General features: G+C 70.7%; 19 protein-coding genes and 3 pseudogenes. 4 read left to right on the top strand and 18 right to left on the bottom strand.

The genetic code is table 11. The features are described from left to right. The first annotated feature begins 141 nt into the window (after positions 1-141). Positions 142-264 (top strand): hypothetical protein, encoded by a 123-nt coding sequence (locus ACN20G_RS14385; protein ID WP_424213169.1) that lies wholly within the window; start codon positions 142-144, stop codon positions 262-264. A 682-nt stretch (positions 265-946) separates the two neighbouring features. Here the strand turns inward: ACN20G_RS14385 and ACN20G_RS14380 are convergent. After that, positions 947-1,867: pseudogene (locus tag ACN20G_RS14380) on the bottom strand (dicarboxylate/amino acid:cation symporter); the annotation flags it as partial. An 874-nt stretch (positions 1,868-2,741) separates the two neighbouring features. Between ACN20G_RS14380 and ACN20G_RS14375 the strand changes: the two are divergent. Beyond that, positions 2,742-3,939 (top strand): annotated as a pseudogene (locus ACN20G_RS14375) (IS110 family transposase). Here the strand turns inward: ACN20G_RS14375 and ACN20G_RS14370 are convergent. From ACN20G_RS14370 to ACN20G_RS14335, 8 genes and pseudogenes are all read right to left on the bottom strand, one after another. Next, positions 3,932-4,417: a hypothetical protein gene (locus ACN20G_RS14370; RefSeq protein WP_424213168.1), complete on the bottom strand. Its 486-nt coding sequence runs from the start codon at positions 4,415-4,417 to the stop codon at positions 3,932-3,934. The pseudogene ACN20G_RS14375 and the gene ACN20G_RS14370 sit on opposite strands and share 8 nt — an antisense overlap. Positions 4,418-5,728: 1,311 nt before the next feature. After that, positions 5,729-6,022 (bottom strand): hypothetical protein, encoded by a 294-nt coding sequence (locus ACN20G_RS14365; protein WP_424213167.1) that lies wholly within the window; start codon positions 6,020-6,022, stop codon positions 5,729-5,731. A gap of 42 nt (positions 6,023-6,064) precedes the next feature. Continuing rightward, positions 6,065-7,054, bottom strand: a pseudogene (locus ACN20G_RS14360) (IS110 family transposase); the annotation flags it as partial. A 605-nt stretch (positions 7,055-7,659) separates the two neighbouring features. Next, positions 7,660-7,971 (bottom strand): DUF4229 domain-containing protein, encoded by a 312-nt coding sequence (locus ACN20G_RS14355; protein ID WP_424213166.1) that lies wholly within the window; start codon positions 7,969-7,971, stop codon positions 7,660-7,662. 58 nt (positions 7,972-8,029) lie between these two features. Beyond that, positions 8,030-9,583 carry a hypothetical protein gene (locus tag ACN20G_RS14350; protein WP_424213165.1) on the bottom strand — a complete coding sequence of 518 codons (1,554 nt, stop codon included), beginning with the start codon at positions 9,581-9,583 and terminating at the stop codon, positions 8,030-8,032. Positions 9,584-9,619: 36 nt separating this feature from the next. After that, positions 9,620-10,144 carry an N-acetyltransferase family protein gene (locus ACN20G_RS14345; RefSeq protein WP_424215507.1) on the bottom strand — a complete coding sequence of 175 codons (525 nt, stop codon included), beginning with the start codon at positions 10,142-10,144 and terminating at the stop codon, positions 9,620-9,622. Positions 10,145-10,359: 215 nt separating this feature from the next. Beyond that, positions 10,360-11,523, bottom strand: a complete 1,164-nt coding sequence (gene mqnE, locus ACN20G_RS14340) for an aminofutalosine synthase MqnE (RefSeq protein ID WP_424213164.1) — start codon at positions 11,521-11,523, stop codon at positions 10,360-10,362. A gap of 126 nt (positions 11,524-11,649) precedes the next feature. Continuing rightward, positions 11,650-12,105: an Lrp/AsnC family transcriptional regulator gene (locus ACN20G_RS14335; RefSeq protein ID WP_424215506.1), complete on the bottom strand. Its 456-nt coding sequence runs from the start codon at positions 12,103-12,105 to the stop codon at positions 11,650-11,652. A 123-nt stretch (positions 12,106-12,228) separates the two neighbouring features. On the opposite strand from ACN20G_RS14335, the gene ACN20G_RS14330 reads away from it, so the two are divergent. Beyond that, positions 12,229-12,363, top strand: a complete 135-nt coding sequence (locus tag ACN20G_RS14330) for a hypothetical protein (protein WP_424215695.1) — start codon at positions 12,229-12,231, stop codon at positions 12,361-12,363. A gap of 102 nt (positions 12,364-12,465) precedes the next feature. Here ACN20G_RS14330 and ACN20G_RS14325 read toward each other — a convergent pair whose 3' ends face one another. The 3 genes from ACN20G_RS14325 to ACN20G_RS14315 are packed head-to-tail and all read right to left on the bottom strand — an operon-like array spanning position 12,466 to position 15,650. Beyond that, entirely contained in the window at positions 12,466-13,227 is a 762-nt protein-coding gene (locus tag ACN20G_RS14325; protein WP_424213163.1) for a UbiX family flavin prenyltransferase, read from the bottom strand. A 36-nt stretch (positions 13,228-13,263) separates the two neighbouring features. Further along, positions 13,264-14,196 (bottom strand): menaquinone biosynthesis prenyltransferase MqnP, encoded by a 933-nt coding sequence (gene mqnP, locus ACN20G_RS14320; protein ID WP_424213162.1) that lies wholly within the window; start codon positions 14,194-14,196, stop codon positions 13,264-13,266. Next, entirely contained in the window at positions 14,193-15,650 is a 1,458-nt protein-coding gene (locus ACN20G_RS14315; RefSeq protein ID WP_424213161.1) for a menaquinone biosynthesis decarboxylase, read from the bottom strand. Before ACN20G_RS14315 ends, mqnP begins: the two co-directional genes overlap by 4 nt. An 89-nt stretch (positions 15,651-15,739) precedes the next feature. On the opposite strand from ACN20G_RS14315, the gene ACN20G_RS14310 reads away from it, so the two are divergent. Next, positions 15,740-16,159 carry a PLD nuclease N-terminal domain-containing protein gene (locus tag ACN20G_RS14310; protein WP_424213160.1) on the top strand — a complete coding sequence of 140 codons (420 nt, stop codon included), beginning with the start codon at positions 15,740-15,742 and terminating at the stop codon, positions 16,157-16,159. Positions 16,160-16,234: 75 nt separating this feature from the next. Here ACN20G_RS14310 and ccsB read toward each other — a convergent pair whose 3' ends face one another. From ccsB to hemL, 6 genes are all read right to left on the bottom strand, one after another. After that, positions 16,235-17,332: a c-type cytochrome biogenesis protein CcsB gene (gene ccsB, locus ACN20G_RS14305; RefSeq protein ID WP_424215505.1), complete on the bottom strand. Its 1,098-nt coding sequence runs from the start codon at positions 17,330-17,332 to the stop codon at positions 16,235-16,237. Continuing rightward, the gene (gene resB / locus ACN20G_RS14300) at positions 17,332-19,218 is read right to left on the bottom strand and encodes a cytochrome c biogenesis protein ResB (protein ID WP_424213159.1); all 1,887 of its coding nucleotides are present in this window, start codon (positions 19,216-19,218) and stop codon (positions 17,332-17,334) included. Before resB ends, ccsB begins: the two co-directional genes overlap by 1 nt. Before the next feature lie 14 nt (positions 19,219-19,232). Continuing rightward, positions 19,233-20,030 carry a cytochrome c biogenesis CcdA family protein gene (locus ACN20G_RS14295; RefSeq protein ID WP_424213158.1) on the bottom strand — a complete coding sequence of 266 codons (798 nt, stop codon included), beginning with the start codon at positions 20,028-20,030 and terminating at the stop codon, positions 19,233-19,235. Continuing rightward, the gene (locus ACN20G_RS14290) at positions 20,030-20,656 is read right to left on the bottom strand and encodes a TlpA family protein disulfide reductase (protein WP_424213157.1); all 627 of its coding nucleotides are present in this window, start codon (positions 20,654-20,656) and stop codon (positions 20,030-20,032) included. The genes ACN20G_RS14295 and ACN20G_RS14290 overlap by 1 nt, the downstream gene beginning before the upstream one ends. Positions 20,657-20,800: 144 nt before the next feature. Further along, the gene (locus tag ACN20G_RS14285; RefSeq protein ID WP_424215504.1) at positions 20,801-21,448 is read right to left on the bottom strand and encodes a histidine phosphatase family protein; all 648 of its coding nucleotides are present in this window, start codon (positions 21,446-21,448) and stop codon (positions 20,801-20,803) included. Between the two features lie 29 nt (positions 21,449-21,477). Continuing rightward, positions 21,478-22,815 (bottom strand): glutamate-1-semialdehyde 2,1-aminomutase, encoded by a 1,338-nt coding sequence (hemL, locus tag ACN20G_RS14280; RefSeq protein WP_424213156.1) that lies wholly within the window; start codon positions 22,813-22,815, stop codon positions 21,478-21,480. Between the last annotated feature and the right edge of the window lie 120 nt (positions 22,816-22,935).

Genomic DNA, 22,935 nt, shown 5'->3' with positions numbered 1-22,935 from the left:
CGGCAGGGGCGGGCAAGACCCCATTCCTCACAGAGTGGGTACCGCTCCAGGTGCACAGGAAGGTGCTATCGGCACAGGCCCCCGGAGCGGTAAGTAACACCCGAAAGTCATGCACCACCCAACGAGAGAAGGGCAAGGCACATGATCGACGTTGAAAACAAGTGGGTCATCCTCCGGGGCGGCGACGACGACGAGAGCAGCGACTCGGACGGCGGGGGCGGCAACCCGACCACGGGCGACAGCGACGACGGCCGCCAGTACTGACCCTGAGCCGGTACGCTCAGGACTGACGTGAACCGGGGCCGATTCCCTGAACGTTGGGGAATCGGCCCCTCTCTTTGGGAAGGCTGGCCAAATGGACGTTGCAAACCACTGGCATGGATTCGCGTGGACCGGTCATGAACGACCTGCCGACAACATCAGGACCGATCCCAACCAGCCGACCCCGCCCCTTGAAATCGCGCATTGGCTCATGAAGCCCGCCCGCCACGTGGCAGAGACATTCGAAAACACCCCGGCAGGCGCAAAAGAGGCGTCCGCGTGGATGCGTGCGGGGGCCGAAGAGCACGTGTACTTGTCCGAAGAGAGTTTCTCACTAGATGAGCGCATGAAGTACGTGGACGATGACTTGAGCCGGGGCGCTGACGCTGTGTGGGGCTACTACTCCAAGACCGGCCGCTACGTCTCCCGCGCCCTGGTGGCCTGCCCCCGCCCTGGCATCAGATGCCCGTACGGGCGATAGCCGAAGAACCCCCGGACAGTCGTATTGTCCGGGGGCCCTGAGCCCATCTTAGAGCCCCGACCACCCGTCCGCGTGACAGGTGGCCGGGGCTTCCGGCTGTCTGCCCCCAGATACAACAAGAGCCCCTGCCGGAAGCGGTCCGGGGGGCGTCTGGGGCGCGTTTCCGCAGGTCAGCGTACAAGTGGGTTAACTGATACTATCCAACGGGACGGCGAAGGAGGCGTAGTCCTTCGGGACGCCGAGGCGCTCGGTGACCTTCTGGGTGACCGGCATGGTGCCGACGGAGGAGCGGGAGACGAACGCGAGCTGGATGGCCGGCCAGGCGCCCTTGAAGAACTTGAGCGGGTTGACCTTGGCGACGGTCGCCAGCAGCAGCGGGTAGACCACGAACATCACGAGGGCGCAGCCGACGTACACGTCGACGGTGAAGGTGGCGTACTTGCCGAGCAGGTCCCAGCCGTAGGTGGCGATGGCGGTGCCGATGAGGCCGACGGTGCCGAGCGGCGCCAGGCGGATGACCCACCACAGGGCCTTCTGGAGCAGCTCCAGCACGGCTTGAGAGAGGTTCAGGACGGGCTGCGCCTTGTCGCCGAGCTGCAGGGCGGCGATGCCGGCCACGGCGGCCATGAAGACGATCTGGAGCACGTTCAGCTCGGTGAACGGCGTGATCACGTCGGTCGGGACGATGCCGGTCAGGAAGTCGATCCAGGAGCCGGTGCGCTTGGGCAGCTTGCCGTCGGCCGGGGTGAGACCGGTGCCGGAGCCCGGGTTGGTCAGCAGGCCGATGGCCAGGCCGATCGCGACCGCGATCAGCGAGGTGATCATGAACCAGAGCAGGGTGCGGGAGGCCAGGCGGGCCGCGTTGTTCACCTTGCGGAGGTTGGTGATCGACACCAGGATCGCGAAGAACACGAGCGGGGCGACGGCCAGCTTCAGCAACTGGATGAACAGGTCGCCGACCTGCTCCAGCGTGGTGGACAGCCAGCTCACGTCCTGGCTGCGGGCGATCCAACCGAAGAGGACGCCGAGCACCAGACCGGTGATGATCTGGGCCCAGAAGGGGAACTTGAAGGACGGCTTCGCGGGCTTCGCGAGGTCGGCCTGCGTGTTAGCGGACACGGACACACTCCGGGGATGACGCACGAGGAAAGCGGGGAAACGTTTCTGCGGATGGCGGTGCGGCAGCCGAAGGGGCCGGCCGGGACCGCTGTCGGGGGCGCTGGACGCTCAGTCGGGGACTGGTCAGCGACAACAGCGACGACGACAACAGGCCGCGGACACGCGGCGGCAGAGGTCGACGTGCAGGCGCGCCACGAGCTGGGTGCTCATGGCAGTCAGGGGCGCGGGTGCAGTCAACATGTTGAATAAGCTAACACTTCTCCTTTGGGAATCTCAAAGCGGTTCTTTGACCCCCTGACACACGGAGGCCCCTCCGCCCTCCGAGGTACCCCGTTCGGGCATCCGGAAAAACGCCGAAATCACGCCACAAACCCCGGCCGGCGCGAAGATCTCCCCCCACCGGGCCCTCCCACCCCGTGTGATCAAGCGCACCCCGCCACCCCACGGCTTCCGTTTCACCCCTTGGACACCCCCCACCCCGTTCACCCCCTACACAAGGGCAAACCCCCAAACCCCCAAGCCACCCCTCACACCACGAGGCCCCACACAGACCCCGGCCACCGCCCCCGGCAACCACCAAAACACCTCACCCGAGAAAACGCCCCCCAACCCCCAACCCCCAGCCCCACCAACCCCAGCCCCCCCGTTACCGTCTTCGTGGCTCCGCAATGGGGCCTCCGGCCTTCGGGTCCGGCATGACTTCCCCCCTTGTTGTTGATGATCCGGGGGGTGGTGTCACCGGGCCCGGAGGCATCGACGGACCGCTGATGAGGGGCTTGAGCACCGGCTTCACCCAAGACCGGAAAGCTCTCCGTAACGTGGATGTGGCAGCTCGGTGCCGAGGCAAGGCCGGACGAAAGCGTGATGGAGGGGCTTGCGCGTGATCGACACCGGCGACATCGACGTCTTCCTCGGCCTGGACGTCGGAAAGGGCGAACACCACGCCACCGCAGTCACCCCGGCCGGCAAGAAGGCCTTCGACAAGCGCCTGCCCGAGCCCAAGCTCCGCGAGCTGTTCGCCAAGCTGAAGGCCAAGCACGGAACGGTGCTGGTCGTGGTCGACCAGCCCGCCTCGATCGGGGCCCTACCGCTCGCGGTCGCCCGGGACATGGGCTGCCCCGTCGCCTACCTCCCCGGGCTGACAATGCGGCGGATCGCCGACCTCTACCCGGGCGAGGCCAAGACCGACGCCAGGGACGCGTTCATCATCGCGGACGCGGCCCGCGCGATGCCTCACACGCTGAGGGCGATCGACGGCGAGGACGAGACGATCGCCGAGCTGGAGATGATCGTGGGCTTCGACGACGACCTGGCCGGCGCGGCGACCAGGGTCGCGAACCGGATCCACGGCCTGCTGACCCAGATCCGTCCCTCGCTGGAGCGGGTGCTCGGGCCGCGGTTGCAGCACCCTGCCGTTCTGGCCTTGCTGGAGCGGTTCGGGTCGCCGGCCCAGATCCGCAAGGCCGGCCGACGCCGCCTGATCACCCTGTTACGTCCGAAGGCGCCGAGGATGGCCGAGCGGCTGGTCGAGGAGATCTTCGCCGCCCTGGACGAGCAGACCGTCACCGTTCCGGGGACCGAGGCGGCAGCGCTGATCGTCCCGAGCCTGGCCGGGTCCCTGGCCGCCGTCCTTGACCAGCGCAAACTGCTGGCCGCACGGATCGAAGAACTGCTGGAGGCCCACCCTCTTTCGAAGGTCCTGACGTCCATGCCCGGCATCGGCGTCAGGACCGGAGCCCGGATCTTGATCGAGGTCGGCGACGGCAGCACCTTCCCGACCGCCGGCCACCTCGCCGCCTACGCCGGACTCGCCCCGCGACCCGCAGTTCCGGGTCCTCGATCCGCGGCGAACAGCCCTCCCGAAGAGGGAACAAGCAGCTCAAGAGAGCCTTCTCCTCTCCGCGTTCGCGGCCCTGGGCGACCCGGCATCGCGGGCCTACTACGACAAGAAGATCGCCCAAGGGAAGCACCACACTCAAGCTCTGCTCTGCCTTGCCCGGCGCCGGGCCGACGTCCTCTTCGCGATGCTCCGCGACGGCACCTTCTACGAATCCCGGCCCGCGACCGCGATCACATGACCAGCGGCTCAGCAAGGAGGACGACTCGGTCGGCCTCAACATCGAATCCGAGCACCGGATGGCCGTAGTCGCCCTCCGGATCCATCAGGACCGGCTTGCCCAACCGGCGCCCGATCTCCCGCAAGAAGCCACAGAACACATCCAGTCGCTCCTGCCCCTGCAACTCCCGCAGGTCAACGTCGAAGTCGATGACCTCGTCGTCATGGAAACGGAAGATCGCCAGCACATCGGCAGTCGGCCAGACCCGCAGGTCCGCGCACTCAGCATCGGCCGGGCGGGACAGCACGCTCTCGGCCCGAGGCACCGGAAGCACCCTCTCGCCTTCGGAGTACTGGCACTTCCAGCCCCTCGCCTCGACAAGATCGAGGACCGCCTGCCAGTCCTCCACCGAGGCATCCGGGACCCGCAGATCAGGCAGCGACCCCATGAGGTCCGGGTCGAAGAAACAGCTCACGTCATCCCACAGCAGATCAGCCACACCGCCATGCTGCCCGGCTCCACGACCCAACGCAGCCTCGTTTCCCTTGACCAAAGAGATAGGGGCACCCCCCCGGCACCCGGCACCCGCCCCGTGAGCCGCGCAAGGGCCACGGTGAGCGGGCCCTCGGAGTGGAAGTCCCCGCACACACCCCCGCCGCCGTACGACCAGAGCACCGCACCCCTCGTCCCGGCTTCCCCGTCCCGCCGGTACACGCGCAGCGGCCCGTCAGGGGCGCCGAGAACGGGGGCGGCGCGGTCGGTGATCACGAGCCCGGAGGTGTCGGGGGCGGGGCACGCGGCGGCGAGGCCGGCGGCGCGCCGCCGGATCGCGCAGGTCGAGCGGGGGGCAGGGAGGGTACGAAGACTGCGAGTTCGGGGTCCACGCCGGTCACCCTGGCCGCGCCCGGCCCGGCGCCACGGCCACCGGCCGTCACCGTCACAGGCCGGTCCGCGCACAGGCCCGACACCTGTCCCGCGGCCTGCGGCCATGGAGGCACCGGCGATACGCCTGACCGAACGGGACCCGCACGCGGAGGGGGGCCCATCCGGGAACGTGACGTTCCACAACACCCTGCCCCGCCAGCGAGTCGGCTCTCGGCTCTCGCCCGGGGCCTCGACGGGACTGGCGAAGTGCCGATCGGGACCCGCGTGCACACCGCAGACGAGGTGCTGCGCACCCACCGCGACGACAGATCCGTAGCCGCGAGGACCCCGCAGGCCACGCCCCTGCCCGAGGGCTCGCCGGCCCTGCTCGACGAGGTGGGGCGGGTCTGGTCAGAGCGGCCCCGGTCCCCCGTACCCCTTGGACGCGGCGCCGCCGGAACGGTTGGCACTCGCGGGCGGTGCCGCCGTGGAACGGGCCGAGTGCCACGGCCCGGCACGCACACCACCATGGCCGATCCGGCGCTGGTGGAACTCGTCATCGCCCCGGACACCGACGAGCAGGGTCGGGCGCGGGCCCCACGGCCGCCGGGTTTCCCGGCAGACCGGCCGGTGCGGCACTTCACCGTGCGGGTGCTCGCCGTGCGGGTGCTCGCCGTGCGGGTGCTCGCCGTGCGGGTGCTCGCCGTGCGAACGCTCACGGTGCAGGAGCCCCCGCCGTGCGGCAGCCTGCCGTGCAGGTGCTCGCCGTGCGCCTGTCGCCGGACTCCGCCGGGTTCGCACGGCAGGCCCACGCTCTGCCACGAGCTCGACCGGATCGCGCCCATGGTCTGTCCGCATCGGCCGCCGAAGGCGGCGCCGCTGCCTGGGGGTGCCCCTACCTCTTTGATCAAGCTGGTGGGGTGCCCTGGTGGCGGCGTAACGTGCGTCAGGGGTCCGCCGCTGTGTCGATGCCTGCGTACTCGTAGATCCAGCCCGCAGAGGTGTCGGGGGCTCGGACCGCCAGGTAGAGGTGTTTGGCGGTGGGGTTCCAGGGGCCTGGTGTTTGACCGGGGCGACCTCGGAAGCCTTCGGGTGGCAGTCCTGACTGGTCGAGCTCGACAATTTTGGTCCGTCCGCGGAAGGGGCCACTGACGATCTTGATGCCGACCGTGTTGTAGACGGTTTCGCCCGCGAGCCAGCGACGGATGAGTGCCAGGTGTCCGGAATTCTCGTCCCCCATGGCCGTAGCCGACCATGAGCTGGGGCCGAGGGCAAGAAGGTCTCAAGCCGCCCGGACGGGTTGAGGTTCGCAGAAGGATCGGTCGCGGAGCATCGCGAAGAGGGCGTCGGCCGGCGTCTGGCGAGGCAGCGCAGGGCCTGGGGCTGATGCTTGCCCGCCCAGGGCGGCGAACGGGGAGAGGAAGAAGGCCGTTTGAGCTGCTTGGTTCCCCGTCTGGAGGGCTGTTCGCCGCGGATTGACGGGCCGGAACTCCGGGCGGCAGGGGCTAGACCGGCGTAGGCGGCGAGGGGCCGGCGGTCGGGAAGGTGCTGCCGTCGCCGACCTCGATCAGGATGCGGGCGCCGGTCCTTACGCCGACTACCCGCATCGACCTCAGGACCTTCGAAAGAGGATGGGCCTCCAAGAGTTCCTCGATCAGCCCCGCCAGTGGTTTCCGCTGCTCAAGCACGGCGGTCAGGGACCCGGCCAGGCTCGGGACGATCAACGCGGCCGCCTCGGTCCCCGGAACGATCACGGCCTGCTCGTCCAACGCGGCGAAGATGTCCTCGACCAGCCGCTCGGCCATCCGCGGCGTCTTCGGCCGCAGCACCGTGACCAGCCGCCGTCGGCCCGCCTTGCGTATCTGTGTCGGTGACCCGAACCGCTCCAGCGGCGTCAGGACTGCAGGGTGCTGCAACCTCGGTCCCAGTACCGTGCCAGGGACGGATGGAACTGGGTCAGCAGGCCGTACAGGCGGTTCGCGACCCTGGTCGCCTCGCCGTCGATCACCCGCATCGTGTGGGACATCGCGCGGGCGGCGTCGGCGATGACGAACGCGTCCTTCGCATCGGGTTTCGCCTCGCCAGGGTAGAGGTCGGCGATCCGTCGCGTCGTCAGGCCGGGAAGGCCGGCGACCTCGCCCCCCATGTCCCGGGCCACGGCCGGCGGGAGGGCCCCGATCGAGGGCGGCTGGTCGACCACGACCAACACCGTTCCATGCTCGGCCTGCGACTTCGCGAAGAGCTCGCGGAGCTTGGGTTCCGTGTTGGGCAGTGCATGCCTCTCCACTCACGCTCTCGTCCGGCCTTGCCTGGGCACCGCACTGCCACATCCACATTGCGGAGAGCTCCTCCGGCTCGGGTCACGCCTGTGCTCAAGCCCCTCATCAGCGGTCCGTCGATGCCTCAGGGTCCGGTGACACCACCCCCCGGATCATCAACCGCAACAGGGGGGAAGTCATGCCAGACCCGAAGGCCGGTAGCTCCATTGCGGAGCCACGAAGACGGTAACGGGGGTGCCGGGGAGGGGTGGTGCCGGCGGGCGCGGCGGGCAAGACCGTGTTCCCGCAGGGAGTGTGGGCATGCCTCGACACGCCGGCCCCGAGCCGAGCCCTCACACTCGGCCCGACCGCCGCCCCCGGGCCCAAACCCTTCGACCGGTCCGACCGGGGCGCGGACCCGGCCACCTCACGCGGTCCGCCCGAAGCCCCGAACCCGGAGTCCTCGCCGGCTGAACGGTGGGCGCGGGAGCGGATCGGCGTGCCGTTCGGTGGTGCGTTACGTCGATCCGGGGGCGGGCGCGCTGCTCGCGCACGTGCCTCGCGAGGTGCTGAGTGCCCACGCCGACGGGCTCACGGTCGGTCGGGGCCCGGCGTGGGCTCAGGCCTTGGTGCGGGCCGCGTCGTCGGCCACGTCCTCCTGGCCTTGGCTGGCCTTGAGCCGGCCCTTCGCCGAGGAGACGCGGTCGGAGATGACCTCGGACATCTCGTCGCGCTGCTTGCGCAGCAGCACGAAGGACAGCGGCGCGGAGATCACGATCGCCAGCATCAGCACCCAGGCGAGGTTGCCCTGGTTGGCCGCCATGGGGATCACGCCGAGCGCCATCAGACCCCAGACCAAGCCGAAGCAGGCGACGAAAATGCCGATCCTCAGCGCGGAGTAGCGCAGCGTGGCGTTCGACTTGAGGGACACGGGGACCCCTTCTCTCTCCATGCGTCCGGTAATGCCCCACCAGTGAAGCACGTCGCGCTCACCGGCAACCCGCCCGGGGGGTGTCGGTCGGCACGATCCGCAGCCGCCCCATGGGCACCTTCACCGCCGTCCCCGCCGCCGCGTCCCACAGGGCGACGGTCCCGCCGGCGTCCCCGATGGCGAGGTACGCCCGCCCCGGATCGACGATCCCGCCGTCGCTGGGCAGCTTGTCGAGGTCCACGACGGGCCGCACGCACACCCACTCGGGGTCGATGCCGTAGTAGGGCACGGGGTCGCCTCCGGTCTTCGCGGCGCGAACCGTTCGCGCACCCGCCTCCGCAGCCGGACCCGTCCCAAAAGAAAACAACCCTATGAGCAGGAAAGCGCTGGACAGGAACATCCCCATGGCGCGCGCCATCCACGCATCGCGCACCCAGGCATGAAGGTGCTTCACATATCCGAGCAGCGCCGGCACGATCAGCCAGGGACTCATTGCCCACAGGAGCTTGATCCCGGCAACGAACTTGAACAGCAACGGAATTTCGACGTCCTCCGCATCGAGATTGAAGTTGTCCAAATAATAGGCGGGAAGCAAAAGGCCAATCCCCGGCAGCAACACCGGCGTGAACGGGATCAGGACCGGGACGAGCCAAGGCAGCACACGACTCCAGGAGCCCTGTCGCGCCAGCATCCAGATACCTACGAACAAAACGTAGGCGATCGCCAATCCCACCGCCCACATCCAGGCACGGTCTCCGGATGTGGGCGCGGCCACCACCATGCTGTGGCCGACTGCGGCGAAAAGACCGATCGCTAGCGAGCTCGTGACCACTGCCCCTGGCATGGAGGAACCACGCCTCATCTTCCTGATAATGCATGCAGCAACCGGAACAAGCACCACGAGGAGGGCGGCCTCGAAAACGAGCCCACCGCCGGGAGCTGCCCGCGAAACTGCTACCGACACTCCACACAGGTACGCGAAAAGAGCGGGCACCTGGAGTAGGCGCATTTGACGGTCAACGGCCCGTGCCGGGCTCAACGGTCGTTCGGCACCCCGCGCCGCACCGTGCTGCGGTGAGCGCATGTCCCACGCCGCGGGCCCCGGCGGTTCCGCGCCCGGCAGGCGGCGCGCGCCCAGGGCTCGGGCCTCGCCGATCCGGGCGGCGTGCACCTGCCGACCGGTGTCCCGCAGCCCGAGCGGCACCGCCCACGACTCGCAGTGCCGGAGCGCCCGCCGAAGGGGGCCCGCGCCGGCGGGCAGTTCGGAAACGGCCTGGTACGCCGACCACTGCGGGAGGTCCGGGCGGTCGCGTTCCACCAGGTCCACGGCTTGGACGACCCCGTCGAGCCGGGCCCCGTCCACGAGGGCCTGGAGGCGTTCCCGCGCCCCCGTCACGGCGCGGAACCGGGACCCGGCGAACCGGACCTCGACGGTGTACCAGGCCAGGGTGTCCTCCGTGTACGACGCCTGTCGCCCCCGCTTGTCGAAGAACGGCCATTCGGCGGCCGTCAGTGCCTGCTCGAACAGCTCCTGGTCCGTGAGCGTTCCCCGGATCAACACCCGGGCCACCGCCCTGTGGTCGACCACCTTCTTCGCGGCACCCGCGAACATCGCTTCCCCCCTCTTCCCGGTTCCCCCGTCGGCGCGTCAGCGCAGGCGCAGGAGCATCGTGACGTCGTCGCGGTCGTCGCCCTCCGCGACGCGGATCGCGGCCGGGACGCGGCCGACCTCCTGGTAGCCGCAGGCCGCGTAGAAGGTCTCCAGGCCGAGCCCGCCCCGGCAGCCGAGGCGGATGGCCTCCACCCCCGGCAGGGTGCGGGCGGCGTCGGCGAGGGCGGTCATCAGGGCCCGGCCCCGGCCGCCGCCCTGCCGGTCGGGGTGGACCATGACGCAGTAGGCCCAGACCCAGTGCCGGCGCAGGTGGTGGGTGTTGTGGGTGAGGACGGCCATGGCGCGGACCGTGCCGTCGGGGTCGTGGCCGACGAGGAGGCGGGAGTCTCCGGTGGCGACGGCGGCGAGTTGGCGGGCGAGGGTGGGGCGGACGGTCGCGGCGTCCACGGGGCCGACGAAGCCGACGGCCCCGCCCGCGTTCGTGACGTCCACCCACAGGTCGAGCAGGCCGGCGCGCAGCGGCTCGTCGACGGCCGGTTCGAAGGTGAAGGTCAGCGGCAGGGTGCTGGGGGCGGCGGCGGACCGGGCCTCGGTCCCGGCCGTGACGCCCCGCGATTCGGTAATGGTCACAGGGCAAGATTAAGCATTACCTCTGACACTCCGCCGGCCCTTCCGACACGTGGACGGGCCCCGCCCCCCACCCGGGGAACGGGGCCCGTCGACGGCGCCGGCCGGCGCGCGCGTGACAGCGCTCGCGAGCGCGCTCGTGAGCGTGATCAGAGGCGCATCGGCTGCGGGGACTCGCGGCGTTCCGCGTCCGGCCCCGGGTACTCGCGGATGATCTCGTAGCGCGTGTTGCGCTCCACCGGCCGGAAGCCCGCGTCCTGGATCAGCTCCAGCAGGTCCTCGCGGGTCAGCTTGTTCGGCGTGCCGTAGTCGTCGGCGTCGTGCGTGATCTTGTACTCGACGACCGAGCCGTCCATGTCGTCGGCGCCGTGCTGGAGCGCGAGCTGCGCGGTCAGCACGCCGTGCATCACCCAGAACACCTTCACGTGCGGCACGTTGTCGAACAGCAGCCGCGAGACCGCGAAGGTCTTCAGCGCCTCCGCGCCCGTGGCCATGCTGGTGCGGGCCTGGAGGCGGTTGCGGACCTTGCCGTCCTTCATGTCCACGAAGTCGTGCTGGTAGCGCAGCGGGATGAAGACCTGGAAGCCGCCGGTCTCGTCCTGGAGCTCCCGCAGCCGCAGCACGTGGTCCACCCGGTGCCGGGGCTCCTCGATGTGCCCGTACAGCATGGTGGCCGGGGTCTTGAGCCCCTTCTCGTGCGCGAGCCGGTGGATCCGCGACCAGTCCTCCCAGTGGGTGTCGTGGTCGACGATGTGCTGCCGGATCTCCCAGTCGAAGATCTCGGCGCCGCCGCCGGTCAGCGACTCCAGGCCGGCGTCGATCAGCTCGTCGAGGATCTCGGAGGCGGGCAGCCCGGAGATCTTCTCGAAGTGGTGGATCTCGGTGGCGGTGAACGCCTTGAGCGAGACGTTCGGCAGCGCCTTCTTCAGCTCCGACAGCGAGCGCGGGTAGTAGCGCCACGGCAGGTTCGGGTGCAGGCCGTTGACGATGTGGAGCTCGGTGAGGTTCTCCCCCTCCATCTCCTTGGCCAGCCGCACGGCCTCCTCGATGCGCATCGTGTACGCGTCCTTCTCCCCCGGCTTGCGCTGGAAGGAGCAGTACGCGCACGAGGCGGTGCACACGTTGGTCATGTTGAGGTGACGGTTGACGTTGAAGTGCACCACGTCGCCGTTCTTGCGCGTGCGCACCTCGTGGGCCAGTCCGCCCAGCCACGCGAGGTCGTCCGACGCGTAGAGGGCGATGCCGTCCTCCCGGGTCAGCCGCTCGCCGGAGCGAACCTTCTCCTCCAGCTCCCGCTTGAGCCCCGCGTCCATCAGCCGGTCGCCTCCCGTGCCCTGTCGTCTTGTCCGTCTTGCCTGGCCGTACTGCCTGTACCGCCCGCGCGCCCGCGTCGCCCGGGCCACGAGGGCCGGGCCGCGGTCACCCGGCCCACCGTACTCTCACGCGTCCTCGGGCAGCTCCCCGACCCGGTTCTCCCACTTGGTGGAGAGGACGATCGTGGTGCGGGTGCGCGAGACGCCCTTGGTGGAGGAGAGCTTGCGGATGATCCGCTCCAGCCCGTCCACGTCCCCGGCGCGCACCTTGAGCATGTAGGAGTCGTCGCCGGCGATGAACCAGCAGTCCTCGATCTCGGTGAGGTCGCGCAGCCGACGGGCCACGTCCTCGTGGTCGGCGGCGTCCGAGAGGGAGATGCCGATGAGGGCGGTCACGCCCATGCCCAGCGAGGCCGAGTCCACCGTGGCGCGGTAGCCGGTGATGACCCCGGCGGTCTCCAGGCGGTTGATCCGGTCGGTGACGCTCGGGCCGGAGAGCCCGACGAGCCGACCGAGTTCGGCGTAGGAGGCGCGTCCGTTTTCCCGGAGTGCCTGGATGAGCTGCCTGTCCACCGCGTCCATGTGTCTGGGGCCTTCCATTATTCGGCGATTCAGCAAGTCTACGTATAGAATCAAAGGCGCACAGGGTCAACACCCTGTGAATCTTTCAACTAGATCAATGACGATCTTCAGGAGTGGTTCACCGTGTACACGATCGAGATGGCCTACGCCCACATGCGACAGCTTCAGGAGCTGGCCAACCGATCCCGTGCCCACCAGCCCGCCGCCGCGCAGCGCGTGGACAAGGCCCGCGCGCCGCGTCCCGCGAACAAGCGCTAGACACCCCACCGGCCCGGCGCCGGAGCGACGTCCGACCTCGACGACGAGGTCCGACCACCGCCCCGCGTCCGGCCGACGTACGTACGCCGACGGCGCCGCGCATCATCCGGCACCGTCGGCTCCGTCGTTTCCGGGGCCGACCACGCCCACCGCACCCGCACCGCCCGTGTCCGCCGCGCTCGCCGTCGGCAGCGCGCCGCCCAGTTCCCCGTCCCAGCGCCGGTACAGCCCGTGCGCCACCCCCGCCGCGTCGAGCACCCGCCCCGCGACGAAGTCCACCAGGTCCTGGATGTGCACGGCCCCCGCGTAGAACGCCGGCGAGGCCGGCAGCACGACCGCGCCCGCCTCGTCCAGCGCCACCAGGTGCCGCAGCGTCTGCCCGTTCAACGGGGTCTCGCGCACCGCGACCACCAGCCGGCGCCGCTCCTTCAGCGTCACGCTCGCCACCCGCTGCAACAGGTCCTTCGACAGCCCCAGCGCCACCCCGGCCACGCAGGCCGTCGACGCGGGCACGATCAACATCCCCTTGACCGGGTACGAGCCGCTGCTCGGCCCGGCCGCCAGGTCCCCGGCCGCCCAGTACCGCACGTCGGCGAAGGCGTCCGCGGACCCGACCGACGCCGCGAACGTGTCCGGTTTCCCGTCCGCCCCGCGCGCCAGCCACGCCGCCAGGTCCTCCCGCCAGTGCGCGTCCCGGAACGCGATCCCCGTCTCGTCCAACAGGGTGAGCCGCGAGGCCCGGCTCACCACCAGGTCCACGCTCTCCCCGGCGGCCAACAACCCCCGCAGCACCGCCGCCGCGTACGGCGTTCCCGACGCCCCGGAGACCCCGACCACCCACGGGGTGCGCTTGCCCTCAGTCATGGTCCCGAGCCTATCGGCCACGTCGCGGAGGCGACGTCAGACGCCGAGTCCGCGCACCACGAGGTCCGCCAGCGCGCACACGAACAGCGCGATGCCGATGAACCCGTTCACGGTGAAGAAGGCCCGGTTCAGCCGCGACAGGTCGTGCGGGCGGACGATCGAGTGCTCGTACACGAACGCCCCGATCACCACCGCCAGCCCGACCCAGAACAGCGCCCCGGCCCCGGTCAGCAGCCCGTACCAGACCAGCAGCCCGGTGGTGACCGCGTGGCAGACCCGCGCCCCCCACAGCGCCGCCGGCACCCCGAAGCGGGCCGGCACCGAGCGCACGCCCTCGGCCCGGTCCGCCATCACGTCCTGGCAGGCGAAGATCAGGTCGAAGCCGCCGATCCACACGCCGACCGCCAGCCCGAGCACCACCGCGTCCCAGGACCAGCTGCCGGTGACCGCCAGCCAGGCCCCGATCGGGCCCATCGCCTGCGCGATCCCGAGGATCGCGTGCGGGAAGTCCGTGAACCGCTTGCCGTACGGGTAGACCACCATCGGCACCACCGCGACCGGCGCCAGCATCAGGCACAGCGGGTTCAGCAGGGCCGCGGCGCCGAGGAACACGGCGAGCGCGATCAGCGCGCCCGTCCACGCCGCCCGCACCGAGACCGCGCCGGTGACCAGCTCGCGGCCGGCGGTGCGCGGGTTGCGGGCGTCGATCTCGCGGTCGATGATCCGGTTCGCGGCCATCGCGAAGGTCCGCAGGCCCACCATGCAGACGGTGACCACGAGCAGTTCCACCCAGTGCACCCGGCGGTCCACCGTGAACATGGCGGTCAGCGCCGCGATGTACGCGAAGGGCAGCGCGAACACCGAGTGCTCGATCATCACCAGCCGCAGGAACGCCTTGACCTTGCCGGGGGCCTCGGGGCGCGGGCCGGGGGCCGGGGCGGAGGCCGCGGGCACGGCGGCGCCGCTCACAGGCCGTACTCCTTCCAGCGGCGGTCGACCAGGGCCGCCGTCGCCGGGTCGGACTCGACCATGTCGGGCCAGCCGCCGTCGCGGGTGTAGCCCTCCTCGGGGAGCTTGCGGGTGGCGTCGATGCCGGCCTTGCCGCCCCAGAACTGCTGGTAGGAGGCGTGGTCCAGGTGGTCGACGGGGCCCTCGACCACGGTCAGGTCGCGGCCGTAGTCGGTGTTGCCCAGGGCCCGCCAGGCCACCTCGTGCAGGTCGTGGACGTCGCAGTCCTTGTCCACCACCACGATCAGCTTGGTCAGGGACATCATGTGGGCGCCCCAGATCGCGTGCATGACCTTCTGGGCGTGCTTGGGGTACTTCTTGTCGATCGAGACGATCGCGCAGTTGTGGAAGCCGCCGGCCTCGGGCAGGTGGTAGTCCACGATGTCCGGGACGATGATCTTGAGCAGGGGCAGGAAGAACCGTTCCGTGGCCCGGCCCAGCGGCCCGTCCTCGGTGGGCGGGCGGCCCACGACGATGGACTGGAGCAGCGGCCGGCGGCGCATGGTGACGCAGTCGATGGTCAGCGCCGGGAAGGGCTCCTGCGGGGTGTAGAAGCCGGTGTGGTCGCCGAACGGGCCCTCGGGCAGCATCTCGCCCGGCTCCAGCCAGCCCTCCAGCACCACCTCGGCGTGCGCGGGGACCTGGAGCGGCACGGTCTTGCAGTCGACCATCTCGATCCGCTTGCCCGCGACGAACCCGGCGAACAGGTACTCGTCGATGTCGCCGGGCAGCGGGGCGGTGGAGGCGTAGGTCACGGACGGCGGGCAGCCGAACGCGATCGCCACGGGCAGCCGCTCGCCGCGTTCGGCGGCCACCGCGTAGTGGTTGCGGCTGTCCTTGTGGATCTGCCAGTGCATGCCGATGGTGCGCTTGTCGTGGCGCTGGAGGCGGTACAGGCCGAGGTTGCGGACCCCGGTCTCGGGGTGCTTGGTGTGGGTCAGGCCCAGGTTGAAGAAGGACCCGCCGTCCTTGGGCCACGTGAACAGCGCGGGCAGCGCGTCGAGGTCCACGTCCTCGCCGGTGAGCACGACCTCCTGCACGGGCGCCGCGTCGTTCTTGATCTTCTTCGGCGGCACGTGGACCATCGAGCCCAGCTTGCCGAACGCCTCGCGGATCCCGACGAAGCCCTGCGGCAGCTCGGGCTTGAGCAGCCCGCCGATCTTCTCGCTGATCTCGCCGTACGACTTCAGGCCCAGGGCCTTGAGCAGTCGGCGGTCGGTGCCGAAGACGTTCATGGCCAGCGGCATCGCCGAGCCCTTGACGTTCTCGAACAGCAGGGCCGGTCCGCCCGCCTTGTTCACCCGGTCGACGATCTCGCCGACCTCCAGGTACGGGTCGACTTCGGCCTTGATGCGCTTGAGGTCGCCCTCCCGCTCCAGGGCCCGGAGCAGCGAGCGAAGATCGTCGTAAGCCATGCGGTCAAGTATCGGCCACCAACTACCCTGGACGTGTCACCGGGCCCGGCCAGGGCCCGCCGCCACTGCCCGGGAGTCGAGCCGCCGCCGTGCTGCGCTATCTGCCGTTCCTGTTGATCATCGCGCTGACCATCTACGCCTTCATCGACTGCCTGAACACGCCGGAGGAGGAGGTCAAGCACCTTCCGAAGGTGGTCTGGGTGATCATCATCCTGCTGTTCTCCATCGTCGGCCCGATCGTGTGGATCTTCGCCGGGAAGAAGCGGGCGACCGCCGGTCCCGGGGGCCTCGGCGGGTTCGCGGGCGGCGGGGGCCGGGGCGGTCGCGGCGGGCAACAGTGGGTCGCGCCCGACGACAACCCGGAGTTCCTGAAGTCCCTGCGCGAGGAACGCGAGCGCGAACAGCGCCGCGAGCACCGCGAGAAGCGGCAGCGGGAACGGGACGGCGAGGCCGAGGGCGAGGGCGGCACCGAACCCGGCGGCACGGAACCCGGCGGCCCCCGCCCCTGAAACGCACCGGTGCCCCGCACCCCCCGTTCACACGGGCGGGGTGCGGGGCACCGTCGCGGGTCCGGGCCCGGGGGCTCAGACGCCGGCGTAGGAGTGCTTGCCGTTCAGCAGGATGTTGACGCCGTAGTAGTTCCAGATCCAGCAGGCGAACGCGAACAGCGCCAGGTAGGCGGCCTTGCGGCCCTTCCAACCGGCGGTCGCGCGGGCGTGCAGGTAGCCGGCGTACGCGACCCAGGTGACGAAGGACCAGACCTCCTTGGGGTCCCAGCCCCAGTAGCGGCCCCACGCGTCGCCCGCCCAGATCGCGCCCGCGATGATCGTGAACGTCCACAGCGGGAAGACGGCCGCGTTGATCCGGTACGAGAACTTGTCCAGCGAGGACGCCGACGGGAACCGCTCCAGCACCGAGGACGCGAACTTCCCCGGGGTGCCGCCGGCCGCGATCTTCGCCTCGTAGGAGTCGCGGAACAGGTAGAGCACGGTGCCGGCGGCGCCGATGTAGAAGACCGCGCCGCAGATGATCGCGGTGGAGACGTGGATCCACAGCCAGTACGAGTGCAGCGCCGGCACGAGCTGGTCGGAGTCGGTGTACAGCCAGGTGGTGGCCACGCCGAGGTCCAGCAGCACGGTGGTCACGAGGATCAGGCCGAGCCAGCGCACGTTCTTCTTCAGCGCCAGCAGCACCAGGTACGCGGCCACCGCCACCGTGGAGAAGGTGATGGAGAACTCGTACATGTTGCCCCAGGGGGCCCGCTGCACGGACATGGCGCGGGCCACGACCCCGCCCGCCTCGACGAGGAAGCCGAGCGCGGTCAGCGAGACCGCGATCCGCCCGTACAGGTCGCCCTGGACGGTGCCGCCGGCCGCGCCGGGCCCGTCCGGGACCTCGCGTTCCCCGGAGCCGGCGCGGGTGACCACGGTGGGCTTGTCCAGCACGGCGGTGGCCGAGCCGGCCTTGCCGCGGATCGTGACCGCCGGCGCCGCCGCCCCGGCCTTGGCCGTGCCCGCGGCGCCGGTCAGCGCGGCGGCCGTGCGGCCCACCTTGCTGCGGCTGCCGAAGACCCATTCGGCGATGTGCGCGAAGAAGGCGAGCGTGTAGACCGCCATCGACGAGTAGATCAGCACGTTGCTGATGTGCGCCAAGTTCTCGTTGGTCGCTGCTGCGAGCGTCATCATGCGCGCTCCCCTTCCCCTGCTCGTGTTCCTGTCGTGCGGGCGGTACCGGCCTGCGGCCCCGCCCCCTGTCCGTGCCGCTCGTCGGGCTCGGGCTCCGGCTCGGGCGCCGGCGGGGCCGTGGGCACCCGTTCGTGCAGTGCCCCGGCGAGCGCCGTGAGTTCCTCGGGCAGCTTCGCGGACTCGCTGCGGCCCAGGCCCGCCATCTCCACCAGCGTCACCCCGTCGGGTCCGGTCGCGGCCCGCACCCACACCCGGCGGCGCCGGATGAACAGCGAACCGGCCAGGCCCGCGATCGCGGCGATCGCGCCGGTCAGTGCGAGGCCGTTGCCGGGCTGCTGGGAGACCTGGAAGGTGGCCCAGCGTTCTAGCCCCTCGAACTTCACGGTGCCCGCGCCGTTCGGCAGGGTCATCGTCTCGCCCGGCAGCATCAGCTGCTTCAGCGGCTGTCCCTCGGCGTCGAGGTACGGCTTCATCTTGTCGGTGTTGAGCTGGTAGACGTTCTGCGGCAGGCCCGAGTCCACACCGAGGCTGCCGTGCCACGCGTTCAGCGCGAGCACCGGGAACTTGGTGTCGGGGAACTGCGAGACCATGCCCGTGCCCTTGCCGCCGAAGGTCGGCAGCAGGTAGGCCACGAAGCCCAGCTGCTCCTTCTTGCCCTTCGGGTCGGTGTACCCGTCGGTGACCTTGACGGCGCCGCGCGAGCTGAGGTTCGCGTCCTGCGGCAGCAGCGGCACCGGGCTCTTGAAGATCACCTTGCCCTTGGGGTCGGTGACCGAGACCACCGGCGCGTAGCCGTGGCCCAGCAGGTAGATCTTGGCGTCCTCGACGTCGAGGGGCTTGTTGACCTCGATCTCCCGCTTCTGCGGCGCGCCGTCGGCGCCCTCGCGCAGGGTCACGTACGCGCGGAAGGTCCGCGGGGTGCCCTTCTGCGGGCCGGTCTCCTCGTAGGTCGCGTCGAAGCGGTCCAGGGTGAAGGAGAACGGCGGCAGGTCGCCGGTGTCGAAGAAGCTGCCGGACTTGAAGTCGTCGTACTGGGTGAGCGTGTTGGCGAAACCGCCGCCGCGCAGCACCAGCTTGCCGCCCTCGGACTTGTAGAGCTTGCCCCAGGCGAACGCGACCAGCATCACGATCAGCGCCACGTGGAAGATCAGGTTCCCGGCCTCGCGCAGGTAGCCCTTCTCACCGGCCACGTGCCCCCTGCCCGCGCCCCGGCCCCGGGTCTCCGCCCGTCGCTCCACCCGGAAACGGCGTCCGCCCAGCACCTCGCGGGCGGCCGTCAGCGCCTCGTCCGGGCTCGCCTCGGTGCGCCAGCTCGCGTACACCGGCATCCGGTCCAGCCGGCCCGGCGCGGCCGGCGGCCGGCCGCGCAACTGCCCGACGAACTGCCAGGTGCGGGGCAGGATGCAGCCGATCAGGGAGACGAACAGCAGGATGTAGATCGCGGAGAACCAGAACGAGGTGTACACGTCGAAGAGCTGGAGCTTCTCGGCGAGCGGCACCCAGAACCCGTGCTCGGCCTTCCACACCTCCACCTTCGAGGCGTCCACGTCGGTCTGCGGGATCAGCGAACCCGGGATCGAGCCCAGGGACAGCAGCAGGAGCAGGATCAGCGCCACCCGCATCGAGGTGAGCTGGCGCCAGGTCCAGCGGGCCCAGCCCAGCACGCCGATGCCGGTCGGGGCCGGGCCGGCCGGTTCCTCCACGGGCGCGGTGGACAACTGCGCGGCCACGGCCGCGTCCCGGTCACCGCCCTCGGAGCCCTCGCCCTCGGAGCCGGCGCCCTCGGAGCCTGCGGCCTCGCCGGAAGCGGAATCCGCGTCCCGGGGCGCGGGCACGTCGCCCGCGCGGTCGTTCTCGACAGGATTGTCGTCGGTGCTGTTCATCCGCCCTCGTGTCCTCAGATCCCGACCGTGAAGCTCTGCGTCCAGCTCTGCATGTCGGTCACGATGGTGTCCCACCATCCTGTGACCAGGAGCAGGCCGGTCAGGACCAACATGCCGCCGCCGATGCGCATCACCCAGGCGTAGTGCCTCTTCACCCAGCCGAACGCGCCCAGCGCCTTGCGGAACGCGAGCGCGGCCACCACGAACGGCAGGCCCAGGCCCACGCAGTACGCGACCGTCAGCAGCGCCCCGCGGCCCGCGCTCGACTGTTGCAGCGACAGGGTGTTCACGGCCGCCAGCGTCGGCCCCATGCACGGGGTCCAGCCCACGCCGAACAGCACGCCGAGCAGCGGCGCGCCCAGCAGCCCGGCGGTGGGTTTGCGGTGGAAGCGGAACTCCCGCATCGTCAGGCCCGGGATCAGTCCCATGAAGAACAGGCCGAGCAGGATGACCAGCCCGCCCATCACCTGGGAGATGATCCTCCGGTTCCCCTGGAGGGTCTCGCCGAAGTAGCCGAAGAGCGCCCCGCCGGAGACGAACACGGCGGTGAACCCGAGGATGAACAGGCTCGCGCCCGCCAGCATCCGACCCCGCCGGGCCTCCGCGAGGTCCGCGCCCGAGACCCCCGTCACGTACGACAGGTAGCCCGGGACCAGCGGCAGCACGCAGGGGGAGAAGAAGGAGACGAGGCCGGCGAGCAGCGCGATCGGCAGGGCCACGAGCAGCGCGCCGGTGAGCACGGTCTCGTTGACCCCGGTGGCGGCCTCGGCCAGGGTGAGGGCGCCGACGAGGTCGGCGGGGGCGGCCGTCATCACTTCTCCGCGAGCAGCGGGTCGATCATCCCCCGCAGGGTCTCCTCGCTGACCGCCGTCAGGGTCCGCGCCGCGATCCGGCCCTCTTTGTCCAGCACGATGGTGGAGGGGATCGACTGCGGGTTCAGGGTGCCCTTGGGGAAGCGCAGCAGCAGCTTGCCGTCCGGGTCGAACAGGCTCGGGTAGGTGATGCCGAAGTTGGCCTCGAAGGAGGCCGCGTTCTGCGTCGAGTTGTCACGGGTGTTGATGCCGACGAAGGCCACGTCCTTCTTCGCCGCCGCCAACTCCTTCGACACCTTCGCGAAGGAGGGCGCCTCGGCCCGGCACGGCGGGCACCAAGAGCCCCACACGTTGAGGACCACGACCTTGCCCTTGAGGTCGGCCGTGTTCAGGGTCTTGCCGTCCACGGTCGGCCCGTCCAGCTCCGGCGCCGCGACCCGGTCGCCCGCCGCCACGACGGAGACGCCCGAGGGCCCGGCGACGTAGTTGCCACCGGAACCGGCCGCCTTGCCGCCTCCGTCCCCGCAGGCGGTCAGGGTCAGCGCACCCGTCAGGGTGGCCGCGGTCAGGAGGGCGACGCGGGCGCTGATCGAGCGTCGGCGTCGGGGGGCGCGGCTAAGGCTCATGTGAAAAGTTTCGCATGGGTGTTTTACGGATCTTCCGCACCCCCCGCAAGGGGCCTTGGCCCCTGGTCAGCCCGGTCCCGGGTCCCCGTCCACCCTGTCCACAGCCTGTGGACGGGGTGGGTCGGACGGCGACCCGGGCGCGGTTCAGGCGCCGAACGCCTTCGACTTGCCCTTCGCCGGCTTCGCACCCGCCAACAGGTGCGAGGGCACCAGGTCGCGGGCCGGCTCGCTGTAGCCCACGGACACCAGGGTGTCGCCCTGGTACGTGAACGAGGTCAGCGAGGCCAGCGTGCACTGCCGGCGGCGCGGGTCGTGCCACAGCCGGCGCTTCTCGGCGAAGCTGCGCACGATCCAGATCGGCAGCTGGTGGCTGACCGCGACCGCCTCGTGCCCGCGCGCCGCGTCCCGGGCCGCCTCGACGGCGCCCATCATCCGCACGACCTGCTCGATGTACGGCTCGCCCCAGGAGGGCTGGAAGGGGTTGGTGAGGTGCTTCCAGTTGCCGGGCTTGCGCAGCGCGCCGTCCCCGACCCCGAAGGTCTTGCCCTCGAACACGTTCGCGGCCTCGATCAGGCGCGGGTCGGTGGCGAGTTCCAGCTCGTGCGAGGCGGCGATCGGCTCGGCCGTCTCCTGCGCCCGCTCCAGCGGGGAGGCCACCACGTGCGTGACGTCCCGGTTCGCGAGGTGGTCGGCGACCCGGTCGGCCATCTTCCGGCCCAGCTCCGACAGGTGGTAGCCGGGGCGGCGGCCGTAGAGCACGCCGTCCGGGTTGTGCACCTCGCCGTGCCGCATCAGGTGCACGACGGTGATGTCGCGGGCGCTCACGCGGCACCGCCCTCGGCCGTGGCCTCGGCGGCGGCGCGGGCCGCGGCCGGCAGGGCCTCGGCGATCCGCTCGATCGCCCGGTCGTCGTGCGCGGTCGACACGAACCAGGACTCGAAGGAGGACGGCGGCAGGTACACGCCGTTCGCGAGCATCGCGTGGAAGAACGCCGTGTAGCGGAAGGACTCCTGCGTCCGGGCGTCCTCGTAGTTCCGCACCTCGTCGGGGGTGAAGAACACGGAGAACATGTTGGACGCGGTCTGCACCCGGTGCGCCACGCCCTCCTTCGTCAGCGCCTCGGAGACCATGCCCCGCACCCGCTCGGAGACGGCGTCGACCTTCGCGTAGGCCGCGTCGTCCAGCAGCCGCAGCTGCGCGAGACCGGCGGCGGTGGCGACCGGGTTCCCCGACAGGGTGCCCGCCTGGTAGACCGGGCCGGCCGGCGCGAGGTGCGCCATCACGTCGCGGCGACCGCCGAAGGCCGCCGCCGGGAAGCCGCCGCCCATGACCTTGCCGAAGGTCATCAGGTCGGGCCTGACCCCGTCCACCCCGTACCAACCGGCGCGGCTGGTGCGGAAGCCCGTCATCACCTCGTCGGAGATGTACAGGGCGCCGTTCTCGCGGCACAGGTCGGCCAGGCCCTGGTTGAAGCCGGGACCGGGGGTGACCACGCCCATGTTGCCGGGCGCGGCCTCGGTGATCACGCAGGCGATCTCGCCGGGGTGCGCGGCGAACGCGGCACGGACCGCGTCCAGGTCGTTGTAGGGCAGCACGATCGTGTCGCCGGCCTGCGCCCCCGTCACCCCGGGGGTGTCGGGCAGCGCGAACGTCGCCAGGCCCGAGCCGGCGGCGGCCAGCAGCGCGTCCACGTGACCGTGGTAGCAGCCGGCGAACTTCACGACCTTGGCGCGGCCGGTGAACCCGCGCGCGAGGCGGATCGCCGACATGGTGGCCTCGGTGCCGGAGGACACCAGGCGCACCTGCTCCACCGGCTCGATCCGGGCGACGATCTCCTCGGCCAGCGCGACCTCCCCCTCACCGGGGGTGCCGAAGGAGGTGCCGCGCGCGACGGCCGCCTGCACCGCCCCGACCACCTCGGGGTGCGCGTGCCCGAGGATCATCGGTCCCCAGGAGCACACGAGGTCGACGTACTCGCGTCCGTCGGCGTCGGTGAGGTACGGACCGCTACCGGACACCATGAACCGGGGCGTACCCCCCACGGCGCGGAACGCGCGCACCGGAGAGTTCACGCCGCCGGGAGTCACAACGGACGCGCGGTCGAACAGTGTCTGCGAAACTGGGGCTTCATACGTGTACGGGTAGCTCACACGAGCCATGGTCTCAGAGGCGGGGACAGACTCGCGGCCGGGCGTTTCACCGCGCCGTCCCGGGGGAGGTCACTGCCATGATGATCAGGCTGCGTGGCGGGGGCCGCGGAGCCGGTACGGGCATGGCCG

This window comes from Streptomyces dryopteridis, from assembly GCF_049606955.1.
In the GTDB taxonomy this organism is placed as follows: domain Bacteria; phylum Actinomycetota; class Actinomycetes; order Streptomycetales; family Streptomycetaceae; genus Streptomyces.
Note: the sequence above shows the minus strand (reverse complement) of the source record. Positions and strands in the feature narration are given on the sequence as shown.

Coding starts and splice junctions, on each gene's coding strand:
- ccsB (WP_424215505.1), bottom strand. CDS start 17,332: ATGACGCTCGCAGCAGCGACCAACGAGAACTTGGCGCACATCAGCAAC.
- resB (WP_424213159.1), bottom strand. CDS start 19,218: ATGAACAGCACCGACGACAATCCTGTCGAGAACGACCGCGCGGGCGAC.
- hemL (WP_424213156.1), bottom strand. CDS start 22,815: ATGGCTCGTGTGAGCTACCCGTACACGTATGAAGCCCCAGTTTCGCAG.
- ACN20G_RS14365 (WP_424213167.1), bottom strand. CDS start 6,022: ATGGGGGACGAGAATTCCGGACACCTGGCACTCATCCGTCGCTGGCTC.
- ACN20G_RS14335 (WP_424215506.1), bottom strand. CDS start 12,105: ATGGACGCGGTGGACAGGCAGCTCATCCAGGCACTCCGGGAAAACGGA.
- ACN20G_RS14285 (WP_424215504.1), bottom strand. CDS start 21,448: ATGCGGCACGGCGAGGTGCACAACCCGGACGGCGTGCTCTACGGCCGC.
- ACN20G_RS14385 (WP_424213169.1), top strand. CDS start 142: ATGATCGACGTTGAAAACAAGTGGGTCATCCTCCGGGGCGGCGACGAC.
- ACN20G_RS14350 (WP_424213165.1), bottom strand. CDS start 9,583: ATGTTCGCGGGTGCCGCGAAGAAGGTGGTCGACCACAGGGCGGTGGCC.
- ACN20G_RS14295 (WP_424213158.1), bottom strand. CDS start 20,030: ATGACGGCCGCCCCCGCCGACCTCGTCGGCGCCCTCACCCTGGCCGAG.
- ACN20G_RS14325 (WP_424213163.1), bottom strand. CDS start 13,227: ATGACTGAGGGCAAGCGCACCCCGTGGGTGGTCGGGGTCTCCGGGGCG.
- mqnE (WP_424213164.1), bottom strand. CDS start 11,523: ATGGACGCGGGGCTCAAGCGGGAGCTGGAGGAGAAGGTTCGCTCCGGC.
- ACN20G_RS14290 (WP_424213157.1), bottom strand. CDS start 20,656: ATGAGCCTTAGCCGCGCCCCCCGACGCCGACGCTCGATCAGCGCCCGC.
- ACN20G_RS14315 (WP_424213161.1), bottom strand. CDS start 15,650: ATGGCTTACGACGATCTTCGCTCGCTGCTCCGGGCCCTGGAGCGGGAG.